5 protein-coding genes and 5 pseudogenes are annotated in these 20,892 nt (G+C 66.0%); 4 read left to right on the plus strand and 6 right to left on the minus strand.

Annotation, left to right across the window (positions count from 1 at the left end):
* Positions 1-235: 235 nt before the first annotated feature.
* Together AB0P17_RS36295 and AB0P17_RS36300 are read left to right on the plus strand one after the other, a co-directional pair.
* On the plus strand, positions 236-6,514 hold the full coding sequence (locus AB0P17_RS36295) for an RHS repeat-associated core domain-containing protein (RefSeq protein WP_365818016.1): 6,279 nt from the start codon (positions 236-238) through the stop codon (positions 6,512-6,514).
* A gap of 410 nt (positions 6,515-6,924) precedes the next feature.
* Positions 6,925-7,610 (plus strand): annotated as a pseudogene (locus AB0P17_RS36300) (ISAzo13 family transposase); the annotation flags it as partial.
* Positions 7,611-7,961: 351 nt separating this feature from the next.
* Here AB0P17_RS36300 and AB0P17_RS36305 read toward each other — a convergent pair.
* The gene (locus AB0P17_RS36305; protein ID WP_365818018.1) at positions 7,962-8,393 is read right to left on the minus strand and encodes a DUF6283 family protein; all 432 of its coding nucleotides are present in this window, start codon (positions 8,391-8,393) and stop codon (positions 7,962-7,964) included.
* A 528-nt stretch (positions 8,394-8,921) separates the two neighbouring features.
* Here AB0P17_RS36305 and AB0P17_RS36310 point away from each other — a divergent pair.
* A pseudogene (locus AB0P17_RS36310) lies at positions 8,922-9,509 on the plus strand (TnsA-like heteromeric transposase endonuclease subunit); the annotation flags it as partial.
* Between the two features lie 155 nt (positions 9,510-9,664).
* On the opposite strand, the gene AB0P17_RS36315 reads toward AB0P17_RS36310, so the two are convergent.
* Positions 9,665-9,817, minus strand: a complete 153-nt coding sequence (locus AB0P17_RS36315; protein ID WP_365818026.1) for a hypothetical protein — start codon at positions 9,815-9,817, stop codon at positions 9,665-9,667.
* A 126-nt stretch (positions 9,818-9,943) separates the two neighbouring features.
* On the opposite strand from AB0P17_RS36315, the pseudogene AB0P17_RS36320 reads away from it, so the two are divergent.
* Positions 9,944-11,311 (plus strand): annotated as a pseudogene (locus tag AB0P17_RS36320) (DUF2637 domain-containing protein).
* Positions 11,312-11,318: 7 nt separating this feature from the next.
* Here AB0P17_RS36320 and AB0P17_RS36325 read toward each other — a convergent pair.
* The 4 genes and pseudogenes from AB0P17_RS36325 to AB0P17_RS36340 form a co-directional block, all read right to left on the minus strand.
* A pseudogene (locus AB0P17_RS36325) lies at positions 11,319-11,468 on the minus strand (helix-turn-helix transcriptional regulator); the annotation flags it as partial.
* Between the two features lie 1,514 nt (positions 11,469-12,982).
* Positions 12,983-13,237: a hypothetical protein gene (locus AB0P17_RS36330; RefSeq protein WP_365818020.1), complete on the minus strand. Its 255-nt coding sequence runs from the start codon at positions 13,235-13,237 to the stop codon at positions 12,983-12,985.
* Between the two features lie 752 nt (positions 13,238-13,989).
* Positions 13,990-19,596, minus strand: a pseudogene (locus AB0P17_RS36335) (RHS repeat-associated core domain-containing protein); the annotation flags it as partial.
* A 130-nt stretch (positions 19,597-19,726) separates the two neighbouring features.
* The coding region (locus AB0P17_RS36340) for a LamG domain-containing protein (protein WP_365818022.1) at positions 19,727-20,892 on the minus strand (1,166 nt) is incomplete at its 5' end.

The raw sequence follows: 20,892 nt of genomic DNA on the forward strand, positions 1-20,892 counted from the left end.
CGATTACGGACCCGTCTGATAACGGCGCCTACTCTCACCACAGCCTTCCAAGTTCCTCACTGGATGGGCTGTTTGCCGTTTCATTACATGCTGCTAAGGTCCCTCCTTGGTCTTCATCTTTATGAACTTCCCGTGGGGGGAATCGGTGCCAGGTTTGCGGGCGAAGTCGCTTCGCCGTTCCATGCGTGCGGTCAACAGACCTGTACGCACTGTCCGTTGGGTCGCGCTATCACTCGTGGCCTATCTCGTGGTGGGTCTGCTGGGCGCTCCGGTGGCCGCTGCGGCCGAACTGGACCTGCTGAAGCTGAAGAAGCCCGACCCGGTCCCCACCTCCGCGGCCGCGAAGCACAGGCTCACCCGGCCGGACCAGACCTCTCGCCAGGACGTGGAGCATGTGAAGGGGTCCTGGCCGAAACCGGGCACCGCGCGGATATCCGTGCCGCGCAGCGGTGCTGGCAAGGGCCGTGCCGGCTCCTTGCCCGTGCAGTTGGGACCTTCTGCTGCCGAGCAGCGCGCCGGTGTGCGCCCTGAGCAGGCGCGGGTGCAGGTGCTGGACCAGAAGACGTCTCAGATCCTGGGCGTCGACGGAGTCCTCGTGGCGGTCGAGCCCCTGGAGGGCGCTGCGGGGACGGTCGATGTGAAGATCGACTACAGCGGCTTCCGGAACTCCTTCGGCGGTGACTGGGCATCGCGCCTGACATTGCAGCAGCTGCCCGCCTGTGCTTTGACGACGCCTCGGGCCAAGGGGTGCGGTAGGGGCGAGGTGCTGCGGACGGTCAACGACACGGATGAGGCGAGTGTGTCAGCGCCGGTCTCTCTGCCGGCCGCGGCTGACGACAACGAGCAGGAGACGGCACCGGTCGGCAGGGCCGCAGCGTCCGAGCACTCGGCCACGGGCCTGTCGGCCAGCCGTCAGACCGTTCTTCTGGCGGTCACGGCAGCAGCGTCCGGTGCGTCCGGGGACTTCAAGGCCACCTCGCTCGCTCCGTCCGCCTCGTGGGCGGCCGGGGGGAGCAACGGTGGGTTCGTCTGGACCTATGACCTCGATACCCCTGAGGTGCCCGGCGGGCTGGAGCCTGATCTTTCCCTGTCCTACTCCTCCCAGGCAGTGGACGGTCGGACAGCCGCCACCAACAACCAGGCCAACTGGGTCGGTGACGGCTGGTCCATGGAGCCCGGCTACATCGAGCGCAGGTACATCGCCTGCACCGAGGACACCAAGAACAGCAACGCCACCGGCAAGGTCGGTGACCAGTGCTGGAAGAAGGACAACGCCGTCCTCAATCTCGGTGGGAAGACGAGCGTGCTCGTCAAGGACGACTCCGTCAAGGACGATCCCCAGGGCGAGTGGCGGATGGAGAGCGACGACGGCACCAAGGCCGTCAAGCTCACCAGCAGCGGACGTGGCAACGGCGACAACGACGGCGAGTACTGGCGGGTGACGACTCCCGACGGTACCCGCTACTACTTCGGCTACAACCGGCTGCCCGGATGGGTAGAGGGCAAGCCGGAGACCAACTCCACCTGGACCGTGCCGGTCTTCGGCAACCAGAGCGGTGAGCCCTGCCACGCCACCGCGTTCAAGGACTCCTGGTGCCAGCAGGCCTGGCGCTGGAACCTCGACTACGTCGTGGACCCGCACTCCGACGCCATGGCCTACTACTGGGAGAAGGAGACCAACTCCTACGGCCGCAACGTCAACGACACCACCGGCGCCTCCACCGCCACCGAGTACACCCGCGGCGGCTATCTCAAGAGCATCGAGTACGGCCTGCGTTCGAACACCATGTACGGCAAGAAAGCAGCCGGCAAGGTCGACTTCACCGTCGCCGAGCGATGCCTGAGCAACTGCGGCACCTTCGACCAGGCGAACGCGAAGAACTGGCCCGACGTGCCCTTCGACCAGTACTGCGCCTCCGGCACCGAGTGCAAGGACCGATACTCGCCCTCGTACTGGAGCCGCAAACGGCTCACCCAGATCGACACGTCGGTTCTGACCGGTGGCGCCTACCAGGCCGTCGACACCTGGAAGCTGGCCCACGACTTCCCTGCCACCGGCGACGGCACCGACCCCGCACTCTGGCTGAAGTCGATCACCCGCACCGGCCACACCGGAACCGGCGACGTCACCATGCCCGCGGTCACCTTCAAGGGCCAGCAACTGGCCAACCGTGTCGAAGGCGCCACCACCGGCGGCAACGCCGACCCCGTACCTCCCCTGGTGCGCTACCGCGTCTACGGCATCGACACCGAGACCGGCGGCACCATCGGCATCACCTACTCGGCCGCCGACTGCAAGGCCGGTGACGTTCCCTCCCCCGCCTCGAACACCCGCCGCTGCTACCCCGTCATGTGGTCCCCTGCGGACGCGCCGGCCGCAGACTACGAGCCCTACCTGGACTGGTTCCACTCCTACGTGGTCACCCAGGTCCTGGAGTCCGACAACACCGGCGGAGCACCGGTGAAGCAGACCGACTACTCCTACCTCGACGGGCTCGCCTGGGCCAAGTCCAAGGACGACGAGTTCACCAAGGCCAAGCACCTCACCTACGACGACCGCAAAGGCTACGGACGGCTCCAGGTCCGCACCGGCGCCGGCGCCGACAAACGGACGCTGATGGAGTACCGCTACTTCCGCGGCATCGACGGTGCCCAGGTCAAGGACCAGGAAGGCATAGCCGTCACCGACCGTGAGGCCTTCGCCGGCATGACCCGGGAAGAGGCCACGTTCGACGGCGATGGCGGGAAGCTGATCACCGCGACCGGCTACGAGCCGTGGCGCTCCGCCGTGACCGCGTCCGAGTCCCGCCTGGAAGGACTGACGCCTGTCACGGCCTACGCCACCGGCATCAAGTCGGAGAAGACCCGCACCGCCGTGGGTTCCGGCTGGCGTACGACCCGGTCCGACCGGACCTTCGACGCCTACGGCCAGATTCTGACCGAATCCCGGATCGGTGACACAGCCAGGATCGGCGACGAGGAGTGCACCACTACCACCTACAACCCCAACACGGGCACCAATCTCCTGAACCTGGCTTCCGAGATCAAGACGGTCGCCGCCGCCTGCGGCACGACTCCTTCGCTGCCCGACGACCTGGTCTCCGTGGCCCGCTACTACTACGACAGCGCGACCAGTCTCACCACCGCTCCGACCAAGGGCGACGTCACCCGCCTCGATGAACAGGACGCGGCGGGCACCGGCTACCTCACCACCGCCATCACCACCTACGACCAGCACGGACGGGAACTCACCGAAACCGACGCACTCGGCCGGATAGACACCACCGCCTACACCCCCGCCACCGTCGAGCCCCCGACATCAATGACCGGGACCAACGCCCTCGGCCACACCTTCACCGTCGAGTACGCCCCCGCACGCGGCACGGCTACGGCCACCGTCGACGCGAACGGCAAGCGGACCGATGCCGTGCACGACGGACTGGGCCGGGTACTGAAGGTGTGGGACACCGGATGGCCCAAGGCCGATCACGCCGCACAGCCATCCACCGAATTCACCTACACCATCTCGAAGACCGCCGCGAACGCGGTGGCCACCAAGACCCTTCAGCACGACGGTTCCTACGCAACGTCGTTCGCCCTCTACGACGGGCTGCTGCGCGAGCGGGAGACCCAGTCCCCCGCGATCGGCACCATGGACCGCGTCGTCACCGAAACGCACTACGACACCCGCGGCTTCGTCTGGAAGACGTACTCGCCCTACTACGCCACAGGCACCCCGTCGAAGTCGCTGGTGACCGGCGTCGACAACAAGATCCCCGCCGCCACCGAGACCCTCTACGACGGCATGGGACGAGCCACCGCCGCGATCTCCCGCACCTTCGGCGACGAGAAGTGGCGCACCACGACCCTGTACGACGGTGACCGCACCACGGTCATACCGCCCAAGGGCGGAACCGCGACCACCGTCATCACCGATGCCCGCGGCCGGGCCACCGAACGTCTCGAGTACACCAACACGGCCCGCACCACGTCGCAGAAGACGACCTACGGCTACGGCAAGTACGACGAGCCGTCCGCTGTCACCGACCCCGCGGGCAACACCTGGACGTACACCTTCGACAGCCGCGGCCAGCAGGTCACAGCTGATGACCCGGACAAGGGCGTCTCGACCACGGCCTACGACAAGCTCGGACAGCCCCTGTCCACCACCGACGCCCGGGGCATCACTCTCACCCGTTCCTACGACGCACTCGGCCGCAGCACCGACCTGAAGCAGGGCAGCATCCTTCTGGCCAAGTGGACCTACGACACCGTCGCCAAGGGACAGCCCGCCAGCAGCAGCCGGTACCTCGACGGCAAGGAATACCGCACCGCCACGGACACCTACAACGACAGGTACCAGCCCACCTCCAGCACCGTTACCGTGCCCTCCCAGGCGGGACCGCTCGCGGGCACCTACACCTGGACCTTCGGCTACAACTCCTACACCGGGCTCCAGGAATGGATCAGGCACCCGGCGGTCGGGAACCTGCCGAGCGAACGCCAGACCACCGTCTACGGTGAGGGCAACCTCCCGCAGAAGACCACCGCTGGCTCCATCACCCTGGTCAACTCCACCGCCCACGACGTCTTCTCACGTCCGGTGCGCACCGAGTACGGCACGCTCGGCAAGAAGGTCTACACGTCCCGGGTCTACGACGAGCACACCGGCCGGATGACCCGGCAGACCACCGACCGTGACCTCGCCCCCCAGCGGATCGACGACACCTCCTACGCCTACGACCCCGCAGGCAACATCACCGGTATCACCACCACAAGCGGCCAGGACGCGGCCAAGTCCGTCGACACCCAGTGCTTCACCACCGACCTCCTGGGCCGGCTCAGCGAGGCATGGACCGCGAAGTCCGCCTGCGCGACATCCCCGTCGCCGACCACGGTCGGCGGTCCGGACGCCTACTGGCAGACCTACAGCTACGACACCCTCGGCAACCGCACCCAGTTCGTCGACCACGTCACGGGAACCCAGGCCGGCTCCGACGCCACGACCACCTACACCCATCCCGCCGCCAAGACGGGCCTGCCCCACGCCGTCCAGCAGGCGAAGACCACCGGTGGACCCGACAACGGCCGCACCAGCACCTTCGCCTACGACAAGGCCGGCAACACGACCCAGCGCACCCTGGGAAACCAGAAGCAGACCCTGACCTGGGACGCAGAAGGCCACCTCGCCACCCTCACCGAAGCAGGCAGGACCACCAGCTACGCCTACGACGCCGACGGCAACCGCATGATCACCAATGATGCGGACGGCAGCCAGACCCTCACGCTCCCCGGCAGCAACGAACTCAAGGTCAGCGCAACCGGAAGCAAGGAAGCCGTCCGCTACTACACCCACGAAGGCGAAACCGTCGCCGTCCGCACCGGCAGCGGCTTCTCCTTCCTCCTCTCCGACCACCAGGGCACCGCAATGGCAGCGGTCGGCATGACCACCCTCGCCCTCACCCGCCGCAAGCAACTCCCCTTCGGCCAGCCCCGCACCGGACAGACCGAACAGATCCCCGGCACCCGCGGCTTCGTCCAAGGCACCAACGACCCCACCGGCCTCATCCACCTCGGCGCCCGCGAATACGACCCCGCCCTGGGCCGCTTCCTCTCCGTCGACCCCGTCATCGACTTCGACGACCCCGCCCAGATGAACGCCTACAGTTACGCCCACAACAACCCCGTCACCCAGTCCGACCCCACCGGCCTGCGCCCCGACGGTCCCGCCGGCGGAGCCTCCTACAACGACGAATACTGGGCCGACCAACGCGGCATGACCGCCGGATACACACTCGGCAAAAACGGAAAATGGACCTGGAAGCAAACCCCCAAAAAAGACAAGGCATCCAAAAAGAAATACGCCGCATACAAAGCCAACCCCTCCACCTACAAAGTCCCCTACTACAACCCCAACACCACAAAGACCAAAGCAAAAAGCAACACAAAAACAAACGCCGCCGCACAGGCCCAAGCCAAGAAGCGCGCAGACGAGCTCAACAAGAAACGCGAAGCGGAACGGCGTCAAAAAAATAGCATCCTGGGGAACATCAAGAAGGGAAACCTGAAGGCCGCCTGGGGCCAGATAAAAGAATACGTTCCCACATACACGAACACTGCGGGAATCTGCCTGAGCGGTGGCGCAACCGTTGCAGTCGGCATCCAAGTGAGCGGCTGCCTCATCCGGACCAACAGACCCGACGGCAAAACCGACTACAGCATATCCGGCACCCTTGAAGGGCAGGTCGGCCCCGAAGTATCGGCAGGTGGAGACGTCGGGATGATGTTCAGCAACGCTGACGATATAGACCAAATACGGGGAGAATCCGCAGGTTTTGGCGGATCAGTCGGCTACGGGCTCGGAGTAACCGCCAGCCACAGAGGAACTTTTAACACCAGGAACTCCAGAGGTGATATCGTCCATAGTTTCACAACGGGATTCGGCCCAACAGCAGGTATAGGCGGAAACGCAGGATCCGGAGTTACAGGCGTAACGAAGCTATTCACCTGGTAGCCCACTCGGGGCACCATCTGCACAAGATTTCAGCGGTCGGCCCGGGATCCCTGGCCGACCGCGCAGCAAAAACAGGAGAATCAACATGCTCTACATTGGCTGGGGAATTACGATTGGAACGATCGGAGCAATCATAGCTTTCGACTACCGGAACTTCGGACTCCGCGTTTACGATTTCATGTCCGCCCACTCCCCCGGAGGGTCTCTTGACCCAAGATTCTCTCCAGATATTTTTCGAATCATTTGGGGAATCATGGGGACAATCGGATTGTGCGTCGCCGCCTTCAATATTTTTCAGAATTTTATCCGCTGAGAGACCCATCAAGGGCTTGCCGGGAAACAAGTCGTGGCTTCCTGCTGCGGGGGCTCGTTGTTCTGGTACGGGGAGACCGGAGGGGATCGAGGCCGTCCTGGCTGCGAAGTTCGAGGTGTTGTTGCCGCATCTGGATGAGCGTCAGCGTCGGCCGGCCATAGGGGCGGAAGCGCTGTCGCTCGGGCATGGTGGGATCAGGCTCGTCGCTGCCGCTGCCGCGGCCGGGATGCGGGAGGGAACAGTCTCTCGCGAAGCAGCTGAACTCCGTTCTGTTCAGGCTCTGTTGGGACAGGGTCATCGCCCTGTTGGAGGCCGGAAGAGGGCTGTGGTCCTTGATCCAGGACTGCTACCGGCGCTACTTGCGCTGGTCGAGCCCGACGAGCGTGGTGACCCGATGTCGCCGCTGCGGTGGACGAGGAGGTCGACGCGAAGGCCGGCAGCGGAGCTGACCCGGCAGAGCCACCGGGTCTCCGCCGACACGGTCGCCGGCCTGCTGCGGGAGGAAGGCTTCAGTCTGCAGGCCAACGCCAAGACCATCAAGGGCGCTCAGCACCCCGACAGGGATGCCCAGTTCCGTTACCTCAATGGGCAGGCACGAGAGCACCGGGACGCCGGTCACCCGGTGATCAGCGTGGACAGCAAGAAGAAGGAACTGATCGGTGATTACAAAACGCCGGGCAGGAATGGCGGCCCGCAGGACAGCCCGTGAAGGTCAAGACGCACGACTTTCCCGGCCAGGCCGGGAAAGCGATTCCGTACGGAATCTACGACATGGCCGCGAACGCCCATGCGTGCTCGAAGCAGCTGAACGGCGCGGCCGAAGGAATGAGGACGAAGCCCTCCACGTAGGTCCACCCAGCTGTTCGGCCCATTCGCTGGCAGTCTTGAAGCACTGGCAGGGCTGCTGCCGGTCACTGTGCGGGAAAGGTGCGGGCTCGTCGAACACTCCGTGGGCAGCGACCAGGTCGGCGAAGCTCCGGTACGTCCAGGGACCGTCCCCTGTCCTCAGCTGCTGGTACAGCCCGAGCCAGCGGCACAGCTCCCGTTCCGTCTCGGCCGGGTCCGGCGTCACGGTGGTCGACAAGGTCGTCACATCTCTTCCTTGCATTCGGCACGGGACCTTGCGGGTGCAGGTTATGTACGCAGGTCCCTGCGGGTCCGAGTGACTTTCCCGATGATGCGGACGGCATCGGCGTCGGGCTGGTCGATGCCGGCCCGGCCGTGGTCGGCGGCTTCGCCGCCCGAGTCGAACAGCGGAACGGGTGACTGGTACTCGGCTGCCGCGGCAAAGGTCGCCTCGTCGATAGGGCCTTCAAGCACCGCAATCCGCAGCCCAAGGAGGTTCCCGCCGTGGCAGCCTGCCCACCCCGCACAGATCCGGCCCCCGGTACTGTCCGCATCGGCCTGATGGCACTGGAACAGCCGCGGCGGCTGATCAGGCGTGGCGGCATCGTAACGGCGCAGCTTCTCGTACTCCTCCCGCGCCCACACCCCCGAGGCCACGTCACGGCGGTAGGGGCAGCTCTCACACGGGCGCGGCGCGGGCGGACGCATCTGCGAAGTCACCGATCGAGTATCCCGGACGACGAAACCCGCCGCTGCCCGTCTCTCCCTTGGGCCCGTGTCGCCTCCCAGGCACCGCAGCACACCGCGGACAACGAGGCCGCGTTGAAGGTCGGTGAGCCGTTCACGTCGACCGACTGCGGAACGCTCCCGGGACCCGGAAGAACTTGCCGGCTTGGTCCGCGAAGGTATCTGTCAACACATTCGGTGCGCTCTGGTGCGGGCGCAGCGGCTGAGGATGTGCAGCGCTGTTGACGCACATCGGGTTCGTACGGAACCAACGTGGCTGGCTCTGCGCGTGATGGATGTTGCCCGGCTGGAGCCTCATGGTGGGCAGCGGTTCCGCAGCCTTCAGACATCCCGCATCTCGGGGCCCTCAAGGGGCCCTGGGGCCTTCTGAAGGCGCTGGTACCGCGACTGTCCGGATCACATTGCCTGCCGCTCCGAGGCGGTGGTCATTGTGCTATTCGTCTGGCTGTCCGTTGTCTGTGGCGCGCCGCAGGGAGTACTACTTGATACCAGGGAGGCGTCATGGCCAAGGAGTTGCGGGTCCTTCACTTTGACACCAACGGGGTCCGCCGAACCCTGCCAGCGGACCGGCTGGCAGGGGTGGCGCTGGCGGAGCGGGGCGAGGTGTGGAAGCCGACACGGCATCCCTCGCAGCGCAGCATCGTCACCTGGTGGTGGGCGGCGACCAACCGACGCCACGTGGGGTGCCGTTCGCTGGATCGGCTGTCGACTGCGATGCTGCTGGACTTCCACCCCGGTGTGGTCGACTTCGGCGCCTGGTCGGCGCAGCTGGTCTGGCGGGAGCGGGGGCGTGAGCGGCGTCTGGTGCCGGACTTCTTCGTGCAGACCGTCTCGGGGTCGACGGTGATGGTGGTCGCCCGGCCGGCGAACGAGCCGGGCGAGCGGTTCGACCGGCAGATGGCGGTGTGTCGCGAGGCGTGCGGGCAGGCGGGCTGGGAGCTGGCGACGCCTCGGCTGCCGAACAGGACGGCGCTGGCGAACCTGCGGTGGGTGTCGCGGCGGCGTCATCCGCGTTTCGGTAACGCGGACGTGGAGTCGGCGTTGGCCGGCGCGTTCGCGCAGTCGCAGCCGCTCGCGGAGGGGGTCAAGGGGTGCGGGGTGCGGGGTGCGGCGCACGCTGGCCCTGCCCCGCCTCTACCACATGCTGTGGAAGAGGCGTTTGGGCGTGGACTGGTCCGTGCCCCTGGGGCCCGGTTCGCTGGGTCCCGGCGGCTTGCCCAGGGTCCCCTTGGGCTTGCCTGCGGCTACCGGCGGCGGAACAGGCCGAGGTTCTTCTTCGCCTCCGCTTCGGCCGCCTCCCGCGCCGCGGCTTCCCTCGCCTCGCGCTGCACAATGCGTTCGGCTTTGATCCGGGCAAAGCACTCCGTCTGGCACGGCCCGCACAGGCCGTCCGTCACCGTAAAGATCTCTGGAGGCTGCCAACGCGCTGCCCGGTGGTTACTTTTAGTTGACGATCGTGCCCGCTCCGCTCGCCGAGCGGGTCATCCGTCAGTGGGGCGTGAGAGCGTGAAACCGTTCAGGGGGTGACCGCGAATACGACGAAGCCGGTACTCACCCGGGTGCACCGCGTCCTGATCTCCGTGGTGGTCGCCGGCGCGGTCGTCATCGCCGCGATCGGGTTTGTCGGTTCGTACGCGGCGGTGCGCGAGCTGGCCGTGCAGTAGGGGTTCGGTGACTTCTCGCTGGTCTTCCCTATTGGTATTGACGCCGGTATCTGTGTCCTGCTCGCCCTGGACTTGCTGCTGACGTGGTTGCGGATCCCGTTCCCCTTGCTTCGGCAGGCCGCCTGGTTGCTGACTGCGGCCACGATCGCGTTCAACGGCGCTGCGTCGTGGCCCGATCCGCTCGGCGTCGGCATGCACGCCGTCATTCCGCTCTTGTTCGTGGTGTCCGTGGAGGCCGCGCGCCACGCGGTGGGCCGGATCGCCGACATCACTGCCGACAAGCACATGGAGGGTGTACGGCTCACCCGGTGGCTGCTCTCCCCGTTGCCCACTTTCCTGCTGTGGCGCCGCAAGGCGCCGGTGGAGGCGCTGATGCCTCTGCGGCTTGCCCGGTACGGTGTGCCGCTCACGGAGACCGCTCCGAGCGTTCTGGAAGAGGCAGGCCTGGACCTGGGCGCCGTGGTGACGGTGCGGCGCGCCGATGACGAGGCACCGGCCGGGCCTGCGGTCAGCGAGCGCCAGCGGGCGCCGGAGGCCGCCCAGGGTGAAGCGGCCAGGCGCGAGGACGGCCAGGCCGGAATCGAACTGCCGGAGACCAAGCTGATAGCCGCGGCGCCGGGCGTCGAGGAGGTCGGCCAGGCAGCAGACGAGCCCGTGACCGATCGTCGGCCGGTCACGTCTGTCGATGCCGTCGCTCCCAGCGCCCGCATCGCCCCGGACAAGTTGGTCGAGCACGACTGGTTTTCCGGACTGTCCGCTCCTCAGCCCATCACCGCACCTGTGGCTCCCGTGGCCGACGAGCCGTACGTACGGCGTGAGCCGGTGGCGGCGCCGAGCGCGGCGGAGGTCGGCGAGCGCCGGCCCGGCGGGGAAGCGCCGGAGCAGACGTCTCTCGATGTTCCCTCCGCCCGGGCGGAAGAGCCTGCTTCCGGTGAGCCGACGGTCTGGGAGTCGGCCGCGACCGACGCTGGAGCCGCGACTGCCCTGCTGCCCGAGCAGCAGCACCAGGAGCCGGAACTGAGCCCGGTAGAGCAACAGATTGTGACGGTCGCTGATTGGCTCGTCGCAGCCGAGGAGTCCGACGAGAAGCTCTCCGGCGCCGAGGTCGCCCGGCGTCTCGGCCTGTCCCCGCGAACCGGCCAGCGCCGACTCGACAAGGCGGCGGAGTATCTGGCCGAGCAACGCCGGAAGCAGGGCCGCACACACCTGCGTTCCGTCCGGAGCTGACCGCACAGGTGCGGCCCTGTTCGATCTCGATGAGGGTGCGGCGGGACAGGCCGGTTCGGCGGGCGAGTTCGTCGTAGGTCCATCCGCGCTCGCCCCGCGGGCGCGCGAGTTCCTGGCGTAGCGCGTCGAGGTTGGGGTCGGGCGGGAAGATCGTCACCTGACCATCCGACGGTGCAGGACCCTACCCTGTCAGTGCAGACCTCTGCCCTATTTGCGCGGGCGTCGCGCCGAACGGGAGGGCAGACATCTGCACTACGGTGTGCCGCCGTCGCCCCCACTCCCCCACCTCCGTCCAGTACAGGGCCGAGGGTCCCTACCGGCGCGGCTCAGGCAGGAGGAACACGCGCCCCATGAGGCTGCGCATCACACCCACGATCACCGTGCGGCGCGTCTGGACCGTCGAACTGCGGCCCCAGCACGGCAGACCGCTGCTCGTCTGCGCCCAGTGCGAGGTGAACGGCGCTCTCCCGCCGTCCACCTGTGCCAGATCCGCGGCGCTCGCCCACCTCGCGCTCCACGCCAGCAGAGATGCCCTCCCGGCGCACCTGCGGACCTGCCAGTGCCGGCAGCGGAGCTGTCGCTGGCACCCCCGCCACCGCGGCTGCGCCGGCACCATCCGGCTGGTCCTGGCACGCGAACACGGCGGACGCGTATGGCGGCTGGCCGACACCTGCGCCGCGTGCGCGGGAGCGACCCACGACGCGGCGACGGTGCCCGAGACCGCCGGCGCGGCCCTGCCCTCCAGTGCTGCTGCCGACCGGAGCGGGGCGAAGCGCAGAAGACTGCCGGGACGGTCCTGCGAGCAGCTCCGCGTAAGGGAGATGCTCAACTACCTGGCCACCTCACTACCGACGGGCACCAGCGCGAGGGGGCGCCTCCTCGCACTGCAGTGCGCCCTACGCGCCGACAAGTCGGGCCGCGTCCGGCTCCCCGCCGGCCTGCAGCGCGGCATGCGGGTCGACAGGGATTTCGCCCTGTGGCGGGAGCTGGAGAGCGCCGGATGGATCCGCCCGCAGCCCACGGACGCATCCGGGCGCCACAGCGTCACGGTGCAGATCCTGGACGACTTCAGCCACACACCCGCACGGGGCGAACGGGTACGGGCCGCCGACTGGGCCCTGCGAACGGTCCCCCGAACCGGCTGCGTCACCTCAGCGCGACCGGGCGCCTGGCCGTACTCGTTCTCACCGCGCACACAACCACCGCCACGGAGGGCAGATGGGATGCCGAACAACTCGTCCGACTCGCAGGCCTGCGCGGTCTTCCGCACCTGCAACAGGTCCTCGGCGAGCTCGAGGACACCGGATTCCTCACCTTCTGGGAACCGAACAGCCTCGGCGACATCCGCTGGCGCTTACCGACCCGCCTCACGACCATGCGCAACGCCACCGATCCAGCCGCTGACCGTGCAGTCGGCAGGCCCAGCGCACCTGGCATCGAGGAACTCGCTCGTTGATCGGCGGGCCGCCTTCGCATCGTGCCGCCGCGCGTGACCCCTTCTACTTCCGGGCGGCCGGACGGACTTCACCACGGGTTCCGCCGAGCGGGCCGGACCGAAACGGGGACGTGCCGGCTCGTGGCCGGAGCAACCTAAGACCGTGTCGGGGTTGCCCGCAATCACGCACAGGTCGCGCTCTCTCGGACAACCCCGGGAAGTCTCGGCGTATCAGATCACTCGTACATCCTGGCCGCCATGATCATGCGTGCTACCAAGTTCCAGTCAGGCTGGTTCGGTACTGGCTGACCTCTATTAGCGAACACTCCTGGCATATCTTGCAGCCAGGCAGCCAGGGCCTCCAGGAAATCTTCGAGCGACGTATTTTCCCAGCCTGCCCCTCCTCGCGAGAGATCTGCAACAGCCTCCCCCAGGAACCCGATCAGATCATCACGAGTCCTGACATCATCAAGCCCATCTACGAGGTCCATTACTAATTCCCTCTCACCCTGATCGAAACGCCATCATTCCTCGTCGAAAACTTATCCCCCTTCACGGTCTCCCTATAAACCTCCTCAGACGTCGCCCTTCTGAATCGAATATCCTTACCCGCTTCCCGGAAAGCATACAGCCTACGATTATCAAGGGAGTATATCTTTCCATCTCGCTCGAATACCCGAATCGGCGGCACGTCCCCAGCCTTCACCTTCCCCGACTTCAGATCGTCAATTGTATTCTGAACGGTCCTCCCGTCACTGTATTTACCTTTTATACTATCCTGCGTAAATCGCACAGCCTTAGGGGAGATTGTCCCTTGTGCAGGCAGCTTCATCCCCGGACCAGGCCTAGGACCAGGCCTAGGACCAGGCCCCCCCATTAGCGGGCCGGGAACGATGGGGACTACACCGATCCTCGGGAGGTTGTCGGGGTCCTCGCAGGGGTACCCAGGATTACACAGCGGACCCTCCAGGGCCCGGCGTATGAACTCCCGCCAGCCCATCTTTGGCTGCGGACCGTAAAGCGCCTCCCCTAGGTATACAGGAAGCCGCTCAGGCGGAGGAGCCGACTTCTTGGGCTCCGACTTCACACTGTCACTTATGTATTTTTTGTTTCCACAGTAATTATTCACACACTGGCCGTAAGTGGAGCTCCAGGTCTGCCCTCCGACGAAGTCGGGGGTAACCTGCTGCTCCTTGAAGAGCCAGTCCGAATCACAGTTGGTCTCACACGAAATACTGCTGGCCAGTCCGGTCGGGTCAGACTGAGTCACCGGATTGCTTTCGGAATATCCGTAGCCGTTAAGCGACTGCGGCTTATCCATTTCAATTAGCGAGTCAATTGAAATGAATCTTCCGATGGCGGGGTCGTATTCGCGGGCACCGAGGTGGGTGAGGCCAGTGGTTTTGTCGTCGGTACCGCCGACGAAACCCTTGGTGCCGGGCCAGGTGGTGGGGGCGCTTCCGCGGAGTGCCCCGAAGGGCTGGGTGCGGCGTTGGGTGAGGGTGAGGTCGGTGGCACTGATGGCGAGTTGGCTGGTGCCGTGGTGGTCGGCGATGGTGTAGACGGCGGTGTTGTCGTCCTTGCGGATACCGGTGTATCCGCCGCCGAGGTCGGTGTATCGGGTGGCCTTGGTGGTGTTGGCACCGGCGGCAAGGGTGACTTCGGTGTGTCCGAGGTAGAGGGTTGTTTCGGTGGGTGTGCGGCTGATGAGGCGGTTGCCGTCGGGGTCGTAGAGGTACTCGGTGGTTTTGGTGCCTTCGGTGACCTTGGCGAGGTGTCCTTCCGCGTCCCAGGTGAGTTTCTGGCCCGGTCGGGTGGTGGTGTTGCCGGTCGGGTCGTAGCCGTAGGTGTCCGTGGCCGTGCCGGTCGGGCCGGTGGTGGTGACGGCGGACAGACTGTGGGCCAGAGGCTTGCCCGGTCCGGCGTAGGTGTAGGTGCGCTTGATGTCCTTGCTGGTATCGCCAGCCGGGTTGTGCTGAGTTTCGGTGGCGCGGTTACTGGCCTTGTCGTAGGTGTAGCTCTGCCAGTAGGGGGCGGGGCCGGTGATCTTGTCTGCTGGTGGGGTGCTGGCGCAGGTGGTGGTGTTCTGTGTCCAGGCTTCGCTCAGTCGGGCGAGATGGTCGTAGGTGAAGCACTGGTTGTCGGTTCCGGTGCGGGAGACATCCGCCATGGATCGGACGTTGCCGGCTTCGTCGTAGCGGTAGGTGACGTTGCGGTCGACGCCATTCTGTTCCTCGCGGTCCACGCGGGATGTGGCGAGCCGCTGGGTGCCCCACTCGTAGGTGTTGGTGACCTGTGTCTTCTTACCGCCGCCTGCTGGAGTCAGGTTGTACTGAAGGGGCTTGCCGGTCAGGCTGTAGGTGACGCTGCTGGATATGCCGTCGCCGTGTACGGCTACGGGCCGTAGTGTCTCGTCCTCGTAGGTGTAGGTGACCACGCCGCCTGGCAGGGAGCCCGCCGCCGAGTAGCTGACCGCCGCGGTGAGCCCGGAGGGCTTGTAGGAGGTGCCCGTCTCGTAGGTGCCTGCCAGTTTGCCCTCGGCTTCGGGAACGAGGACTGCGGTTTTGGAGGGGCGGTAGAGCCGGTCGTAGGTGGTGACCTTGGATGTGTACGCCTGGCCGTTGACGTAGCGGGTGGCTTCTGCGAGTTGTCCCTTGGCACCGCTGACGGTGTCGTAGGTCCACTTGGCGCGGAGAGTGCCGGTGGCCGAGCCTTCGCGTAGTTCGGTCTTGCGGCCGAGGCTGTCGTAGAGGTTGACGAGGGTGCTGTTGTTGGCGTCCTTGGTGGACGTCAGCTGGCCTCGGTCGTCGTAGACGCTGGTGGTGGTGCCTCGGTCGGGGTCGACGTCCTTGATCTTGCGGCCGAGTTGGTCGTAGCTGTAAGTCCAGGTGCTGCCGGACGGGTCCGTGATCTTCGCCAGCTCGCCGCGCGGGGTGTAGTCGTAGGCGGTGGAGTCGAATGGCGCGGTTGCGCTCCGGGTGTGGTGCTGGCGCAGTTCGGTGGTCAGACCGCGGGCGTCGGTGAGCGTGGTGGTGGCGGTACCGCCGACAGGGGGGATGACGGTGGTGCGGTCGCCGCCGTAGCTGGTCGTGGTCGTGTTGAGTACGGCGCCGCCGTCGCCGTTTCCTGCTATCTGCTGGATCTGGGTCGCCCGGCCCAGGCCGTCGTAAGTGGTGCGGGTCTGCGTCTCGACCGACAGCGCGTCTGCGGGTTTGAACAGAGCGGCGGAGGGTGCGCCGGTCGTGTAGTACGGGGCGAAGGTCTTGGCTGCCTGGCCGCGTTCGTCGTAGAAGATGTCGGTCAGGAGGGTGCCGCCGTCCGGGCCGGGGGCCTGGGTCTGACGTTCGCGCAGGAAGCCGTCGTAGAGGGTGTAGGAGGTGATCTGCCCGCCGTTGTTGTTCAAGGTCTTGGTCGCGACGGCAGCGGGCTTGCCGTCTTCGATGAGGTAGCTGAACTGGTAGCTGGGGGTCGAGGTGTTGCGCCGGTCGGCCAGCCAGACCTTTGCGGAACGGCCGAGCGCGTCGTAGGTGGATTCGGTGACGTTGCCGTTGGTGTCGGTCTCCTTCAACGGCAGACCACGAGCATCGAGATCCTGGGTGACCGTCTGTGCGGTCGTCGTGTCTCCTGCCTTCGCAGGGGGCGTGGTGGTGGTGACCTGGGTGGGCAGACCACTGGCCGGTGTGTAGGCCGTGGTGGTGGTCCGGCCGTCATCACGCGTGGTGCTTGTCGGTGCGCCGTCGCCGCTGACGGTGACGTTGGCGGTCAGGTCCGTGCTCGTCAGGACACGGCCGTAGCCGTCATGGGTGGCCCCGGACTCCAGGTAGGTGGCCTTCGTCCCGTCATGACTTTTCAGATTTGCGGTTGCGGTCACGTCGCCCTTGGTGGGGACGGTCTCGTAAGCAGTGCCGTCGTAGGCCGTGCGGACGTCGGAGATGACGTCCTTCGATCGGTCGACGGTTGCGTCGCATGCCTTGGCCACGGTCTCGACGCGGGAGGGCAGGGTGAGGATGGTGTCGTCGGCCTTCGTGGCATAGGTGGTGCGTGTGCACTGGTTGTCGTCCGCAGTGGCGTCGTCACCGAAATTGTCGACCTGGATCACCCGTCCGGCGACCGTGTCCTGCTTGATCGCGGTCGAGGTGGTGCGCCATCTGGTGCCGGCGCCGTCGTCCAGGGAGGTCCAGTTCTTGGTGTTGGAGGTGCCGGTGAAGTTGGCGGTTACCGTGCCCCAGTCACGTACCTTCTTCGCTGTCTCGTGGTGCCACGGGCGGCTGACCGACTTGGCGAGGATCTTGCCGCCTGGTTTGTCGAAGGTGACGGTTTTGTATCCGAAGCCGGCCAGGGAGGAGTGATCGATGATGGGATCGCCCTCCCCCGTCCCGAGGGTGACGGAGACTGACTTGGTGCCGCCGTTTGTGTCCTTGCGGTCGCCGTCCATGCCTCGCAGGTAGTAGGAGTCCTGCTGGGACTTCATCGCCGACGCGCCGCCCTGGCCCCCTGTCTGGACGCGGACCTGGCCATAGCCTCGCCATTGGGACCAGGTCCGGTGTTACTCCTTCGTGAGACCGTCGGTGTCATCGAAGTGCCAGGCCGGGTCGCCTAGATACTGGTAGCTGGTCACCGCGTCCGGAGCGCCGCCGGTCCGGTCGGTCGTGGTGGTGGAGGTGACTACGTACTTGTTGAACCACTGCCGTTCGGGATCGTCCGTACTGCTGCCGCCGATGTACTGCGGGAAGCAGCGGGTGGTGTTCGACTGGGGTGCCGGAAGGTTGTTCCAGTCACACGTGGGCGCCGAGTAGTTGACGTCTATCTGGCCGCCGGCGTCGTCTACCACCGTGGACAGGCGGGACTTGATGAACGGTGCGTAGCCGTCGCCGGTCTTGTCGAGCCGGTTCTCGAGCTGGGTGTACGCGAAGGTGGTCTTCGGCAGAGTGACGGTGGGGGTTGCCGAGTGGCCTGTGCGCTGGACGGAGTCGAGGAGCAGCTGGTAGTCGGTGTCGGCCTTGCCCCAACTGTGGTTGAGTTTCCAGGAGTCGGCCTTGGTGTAGGTGCCGTCCGCGTTGAGGGTCTGCGTCGTCACATCCGTCAGACGCTTACGCGTCCAGAACGAGGGGGACAGCCGCCCGTTGTCGCACTTGGTGCCGGTCTTGCAGTTCAGGTCCCAGGGTGTGTCGTACCAGTAGAACGCTTTGTCGTCGATCGTGGAGGCGTCACAGGTGGTACTGGATTCCAGGCACCGTTCGGTGTTCCCGAAGACCACCTGCGCGAGTGGCTTGTCCGCGAACATGCGGTTGGACTTCAGGCCGTAGTCGATGCGCTTCAGATAGCCGCCGCGCACGTAGGGGGTGTCGTCCTCCGCCTTGAGGTTACGGCCGTAGGAGTTGGTCTCCTTGGTGTAGTGGTAGGCGATCGCGTTGCCGTGCGGGTCGACGACGTAGTCGAGGTTCCAGCGCCATGCCTGCTGGCACCATGACGAGGCGAAGTTGGTTGCATTGCACGGCTCGCCGCTGTTGTTCCCGTATACAGGGGTGGTCCAGGTCGAGTCCGTGGTCTCTTTGCCGTCGGTCCAGCCCGGCATGCGGTTGTAGCCGAAGTAGTAGCGGGTGCCGTCCGGGGTGGTCAGTCGCCAGTACTCACCGTCGTTGTCACCGTTGTCGCGGTTCGTGGACTTCAGGCGGCTGATCTTGGTGCCGTCGTCCTGTTTCAGCTTGAACTCGTCACCTCCGAGGGGAACGAGTTCGCCGCCCTTGCCGTTGAAGGTGAGGAATGCGTTGTCGTAGGCCCAGCACAGATCGCCGGGTTTGTTGCCGTCCGCGTTCTTCTCGCCGTCGTCGGCACAGGGTTTGTACCGACGCTCAATAGAGCCGGGCCACAGGTCAAAACCGTCACCGGCCCAGGAGGACTGGTTGTTGGTCCCGCCGGCGCGTCCGTCGATGGCGCCGGACGAGTAGAACAGCCCGACCTTCGGCGCCAGGGCACCGGGAACGTCGGGCACCGGCATGTCGTACGACCAGCTGAAGTCCCCGGTGTTGAGATTGGTGCTCCAGGAGGCCGAGGGGGACAGCGGGGTGGCTTTGTAGTCGCCCTTGTCGCTCTCTGTGGCTGCTGCGGCAGCCAGGACCGTGGCCTCGCCGGAGCGCAGGCTGACCGAGTTCGCGGTAAGCGTCCGCTTGCTCGGGTCGTTGACTGCGGCGACAGGTGTCGCGGTACGGCAGGCTTCGGTGGACGGTGTCGTCAGTGCGCACGCGGGCAGTTCCACCAGCCGCATCCGGGAGGCATACGAGCCGCCGAAAGCCTCGGCGTAGTCCGCATAGTTCACACTGACCGCTACCGAGGTCTTGGCCGACAGCTTTGAAGGCTCCGCTCCTGGATTAGTGGCGGACCTTTTCGGCTGGAGGGTGAACAGGAGTCCCTTCACACCCGCGCGCTCGGCCTGCTTGCGGTCGAGAACACGCGTTTCGACAACGGAACCGCCCTGAGCGGCGCTCGCCTTGGCTGACCGTCCCACAGTCTCCGCGATGCCGATGGGCATGCCCTTGGCGACGGCGAAGCGTCTGGGCTCCGCAGCCTCGGCCTGCGGAACGGTGAGCGTGTCGCTGCCCGCTCCGGGCCACGACGCCAGAGGCTCCCGCTTCGGTCCATCGGGATCCTGCCCACGCGTGCGCGGGACCGCCTTGCTGTCGTACGTGCCGGTCACGGGCTTCTCTGATGCGGGCAGACCAGGCAGGTTACTGCTTGCCGCCTGAGCGGGCAGTGCGGTGCTCTGCAGGATGGTGCCGACCATCACCGCCGACAAAGCCAAAGAAGTCCGCCGGAACAACGCTCTGGGAAGATGTGCGGAGCGAGGTCTCATGTCATGTTTCCATCACTGCCGGGCGCCGTGTGCCTCGCAGGCAGCCACGGCGCGGAATGAATGAGAAATCAGGGAGGGCGAGGGCTACGCCCCGGCGCGGATGTCAGCCGGGCGCAGCCCTCGGTTCCGTTCAGCTGCTCGGTGGAACTTCCGTCGGAAGTTCGAACCATGAGCCGGCAAGCTTTTCGACCTGAACGTCGTTCAAGGCGCCTTGGAAGGCCCATACGTCGTCGACTGCCCCGGGGAAGTACTCACCCCAACTGCCCGCTGTCTTCGCCCGCCCGACCTGGAGAGACTTGGTGGCCTTGAAAGTCAGTACGTTGTCGGCCCAGGCAATGAGGTCCTCGCAGGCGCCATCGTCCGCTTCGCCGTTGCCATCGCCGTCAGCACACGCCACCTCTTGGAGCAGGCCGTTGACGTACAGGCGGGCTTCCTTGGCGAAGCCGTCGTACACCACCGCCAGATGGTTCCAGTCGCGAGCATCATAAAATTCGGTGTTGCCCATCTGCTTCACGGAGGCCTTGGCGATGTCCTCGTCCGGAAGTGCCAATTCCCACCGGCCGAGGCCCTCAGGGTTCTTCGCATCCGGTACGAAGCGGAGGGTGAACGCGCTCTGGGTGGTGCCTTCGCTGCTCACCACTGCCGCCGATCCCTTGGGAACCGCTGCTCCTTGGGCCCACGCGGTGACGGTAAAACTCGCGCCGGTGTCGATGGGGACCGTGCTGGTAGCGGCGTAGTCGTCGACACCGTCCAGTTCCAGCCCGGTGGCGCCGATCATCCCAGCGCCCAGCTTCGCCCCGCCGAGCAGACTCATCGGATTCTGTTCTTCGGACAGATCAGGCGACGTCTTCGGGGTGCCGCTCGATGCCTCCTCGAAGTTCCAGCGGCCCTTGATCACCGGGCTCTGCTTGAACAACTGCCGTACCTCGTCCGCCGAGACCGGCCGGTCGAAGATCTTCACCTCGTCGATCTGGCCGGGGAAGAACGAATCCGGCGCGCCCTCGTAGGAGCCGGCGCCGATCTGGACCTGGCCTCCGGCGTACCAGGTTTCGGAGACGGTCGCGCGGCCTGCCTCGACGCCGTTGACGTAGAGCGTCAGTTGGTTGGCGACGGTGTCGTGGACGCCGACCAGGTGGGTCCACTCGCCCCCGCGCGCGGTTCTGCCCTCGGCCTGCATGGCACGGATGGCGTTGGAGTCGGGGGTGTCGGAGATGTACTGGTTGAAGACCCACCGGTCGTAGGCGCTGGAGTAGTACAGCTCGAAGCCGGATTTGTGCTCCCCGGCCTGCGTCGCGA

Source organism: Streptomyces sp. NPDC088124 (assembly GCF_040685895.1).
Lineage (GTDB): Bacteria > Actinomycetota > Actinomycetes > Streptomycetales > Streptomycetaceae > Streptomyces.

Coding starts and splice junctions, on each gene's coding strand:
- AB0P17_RS36330 (WP_365818020.1), bottom strand. CDS start 13,237: ATGGACCTCGTAGATGGGCTTGATGATGTCAGGACTCGTGATGATCTG.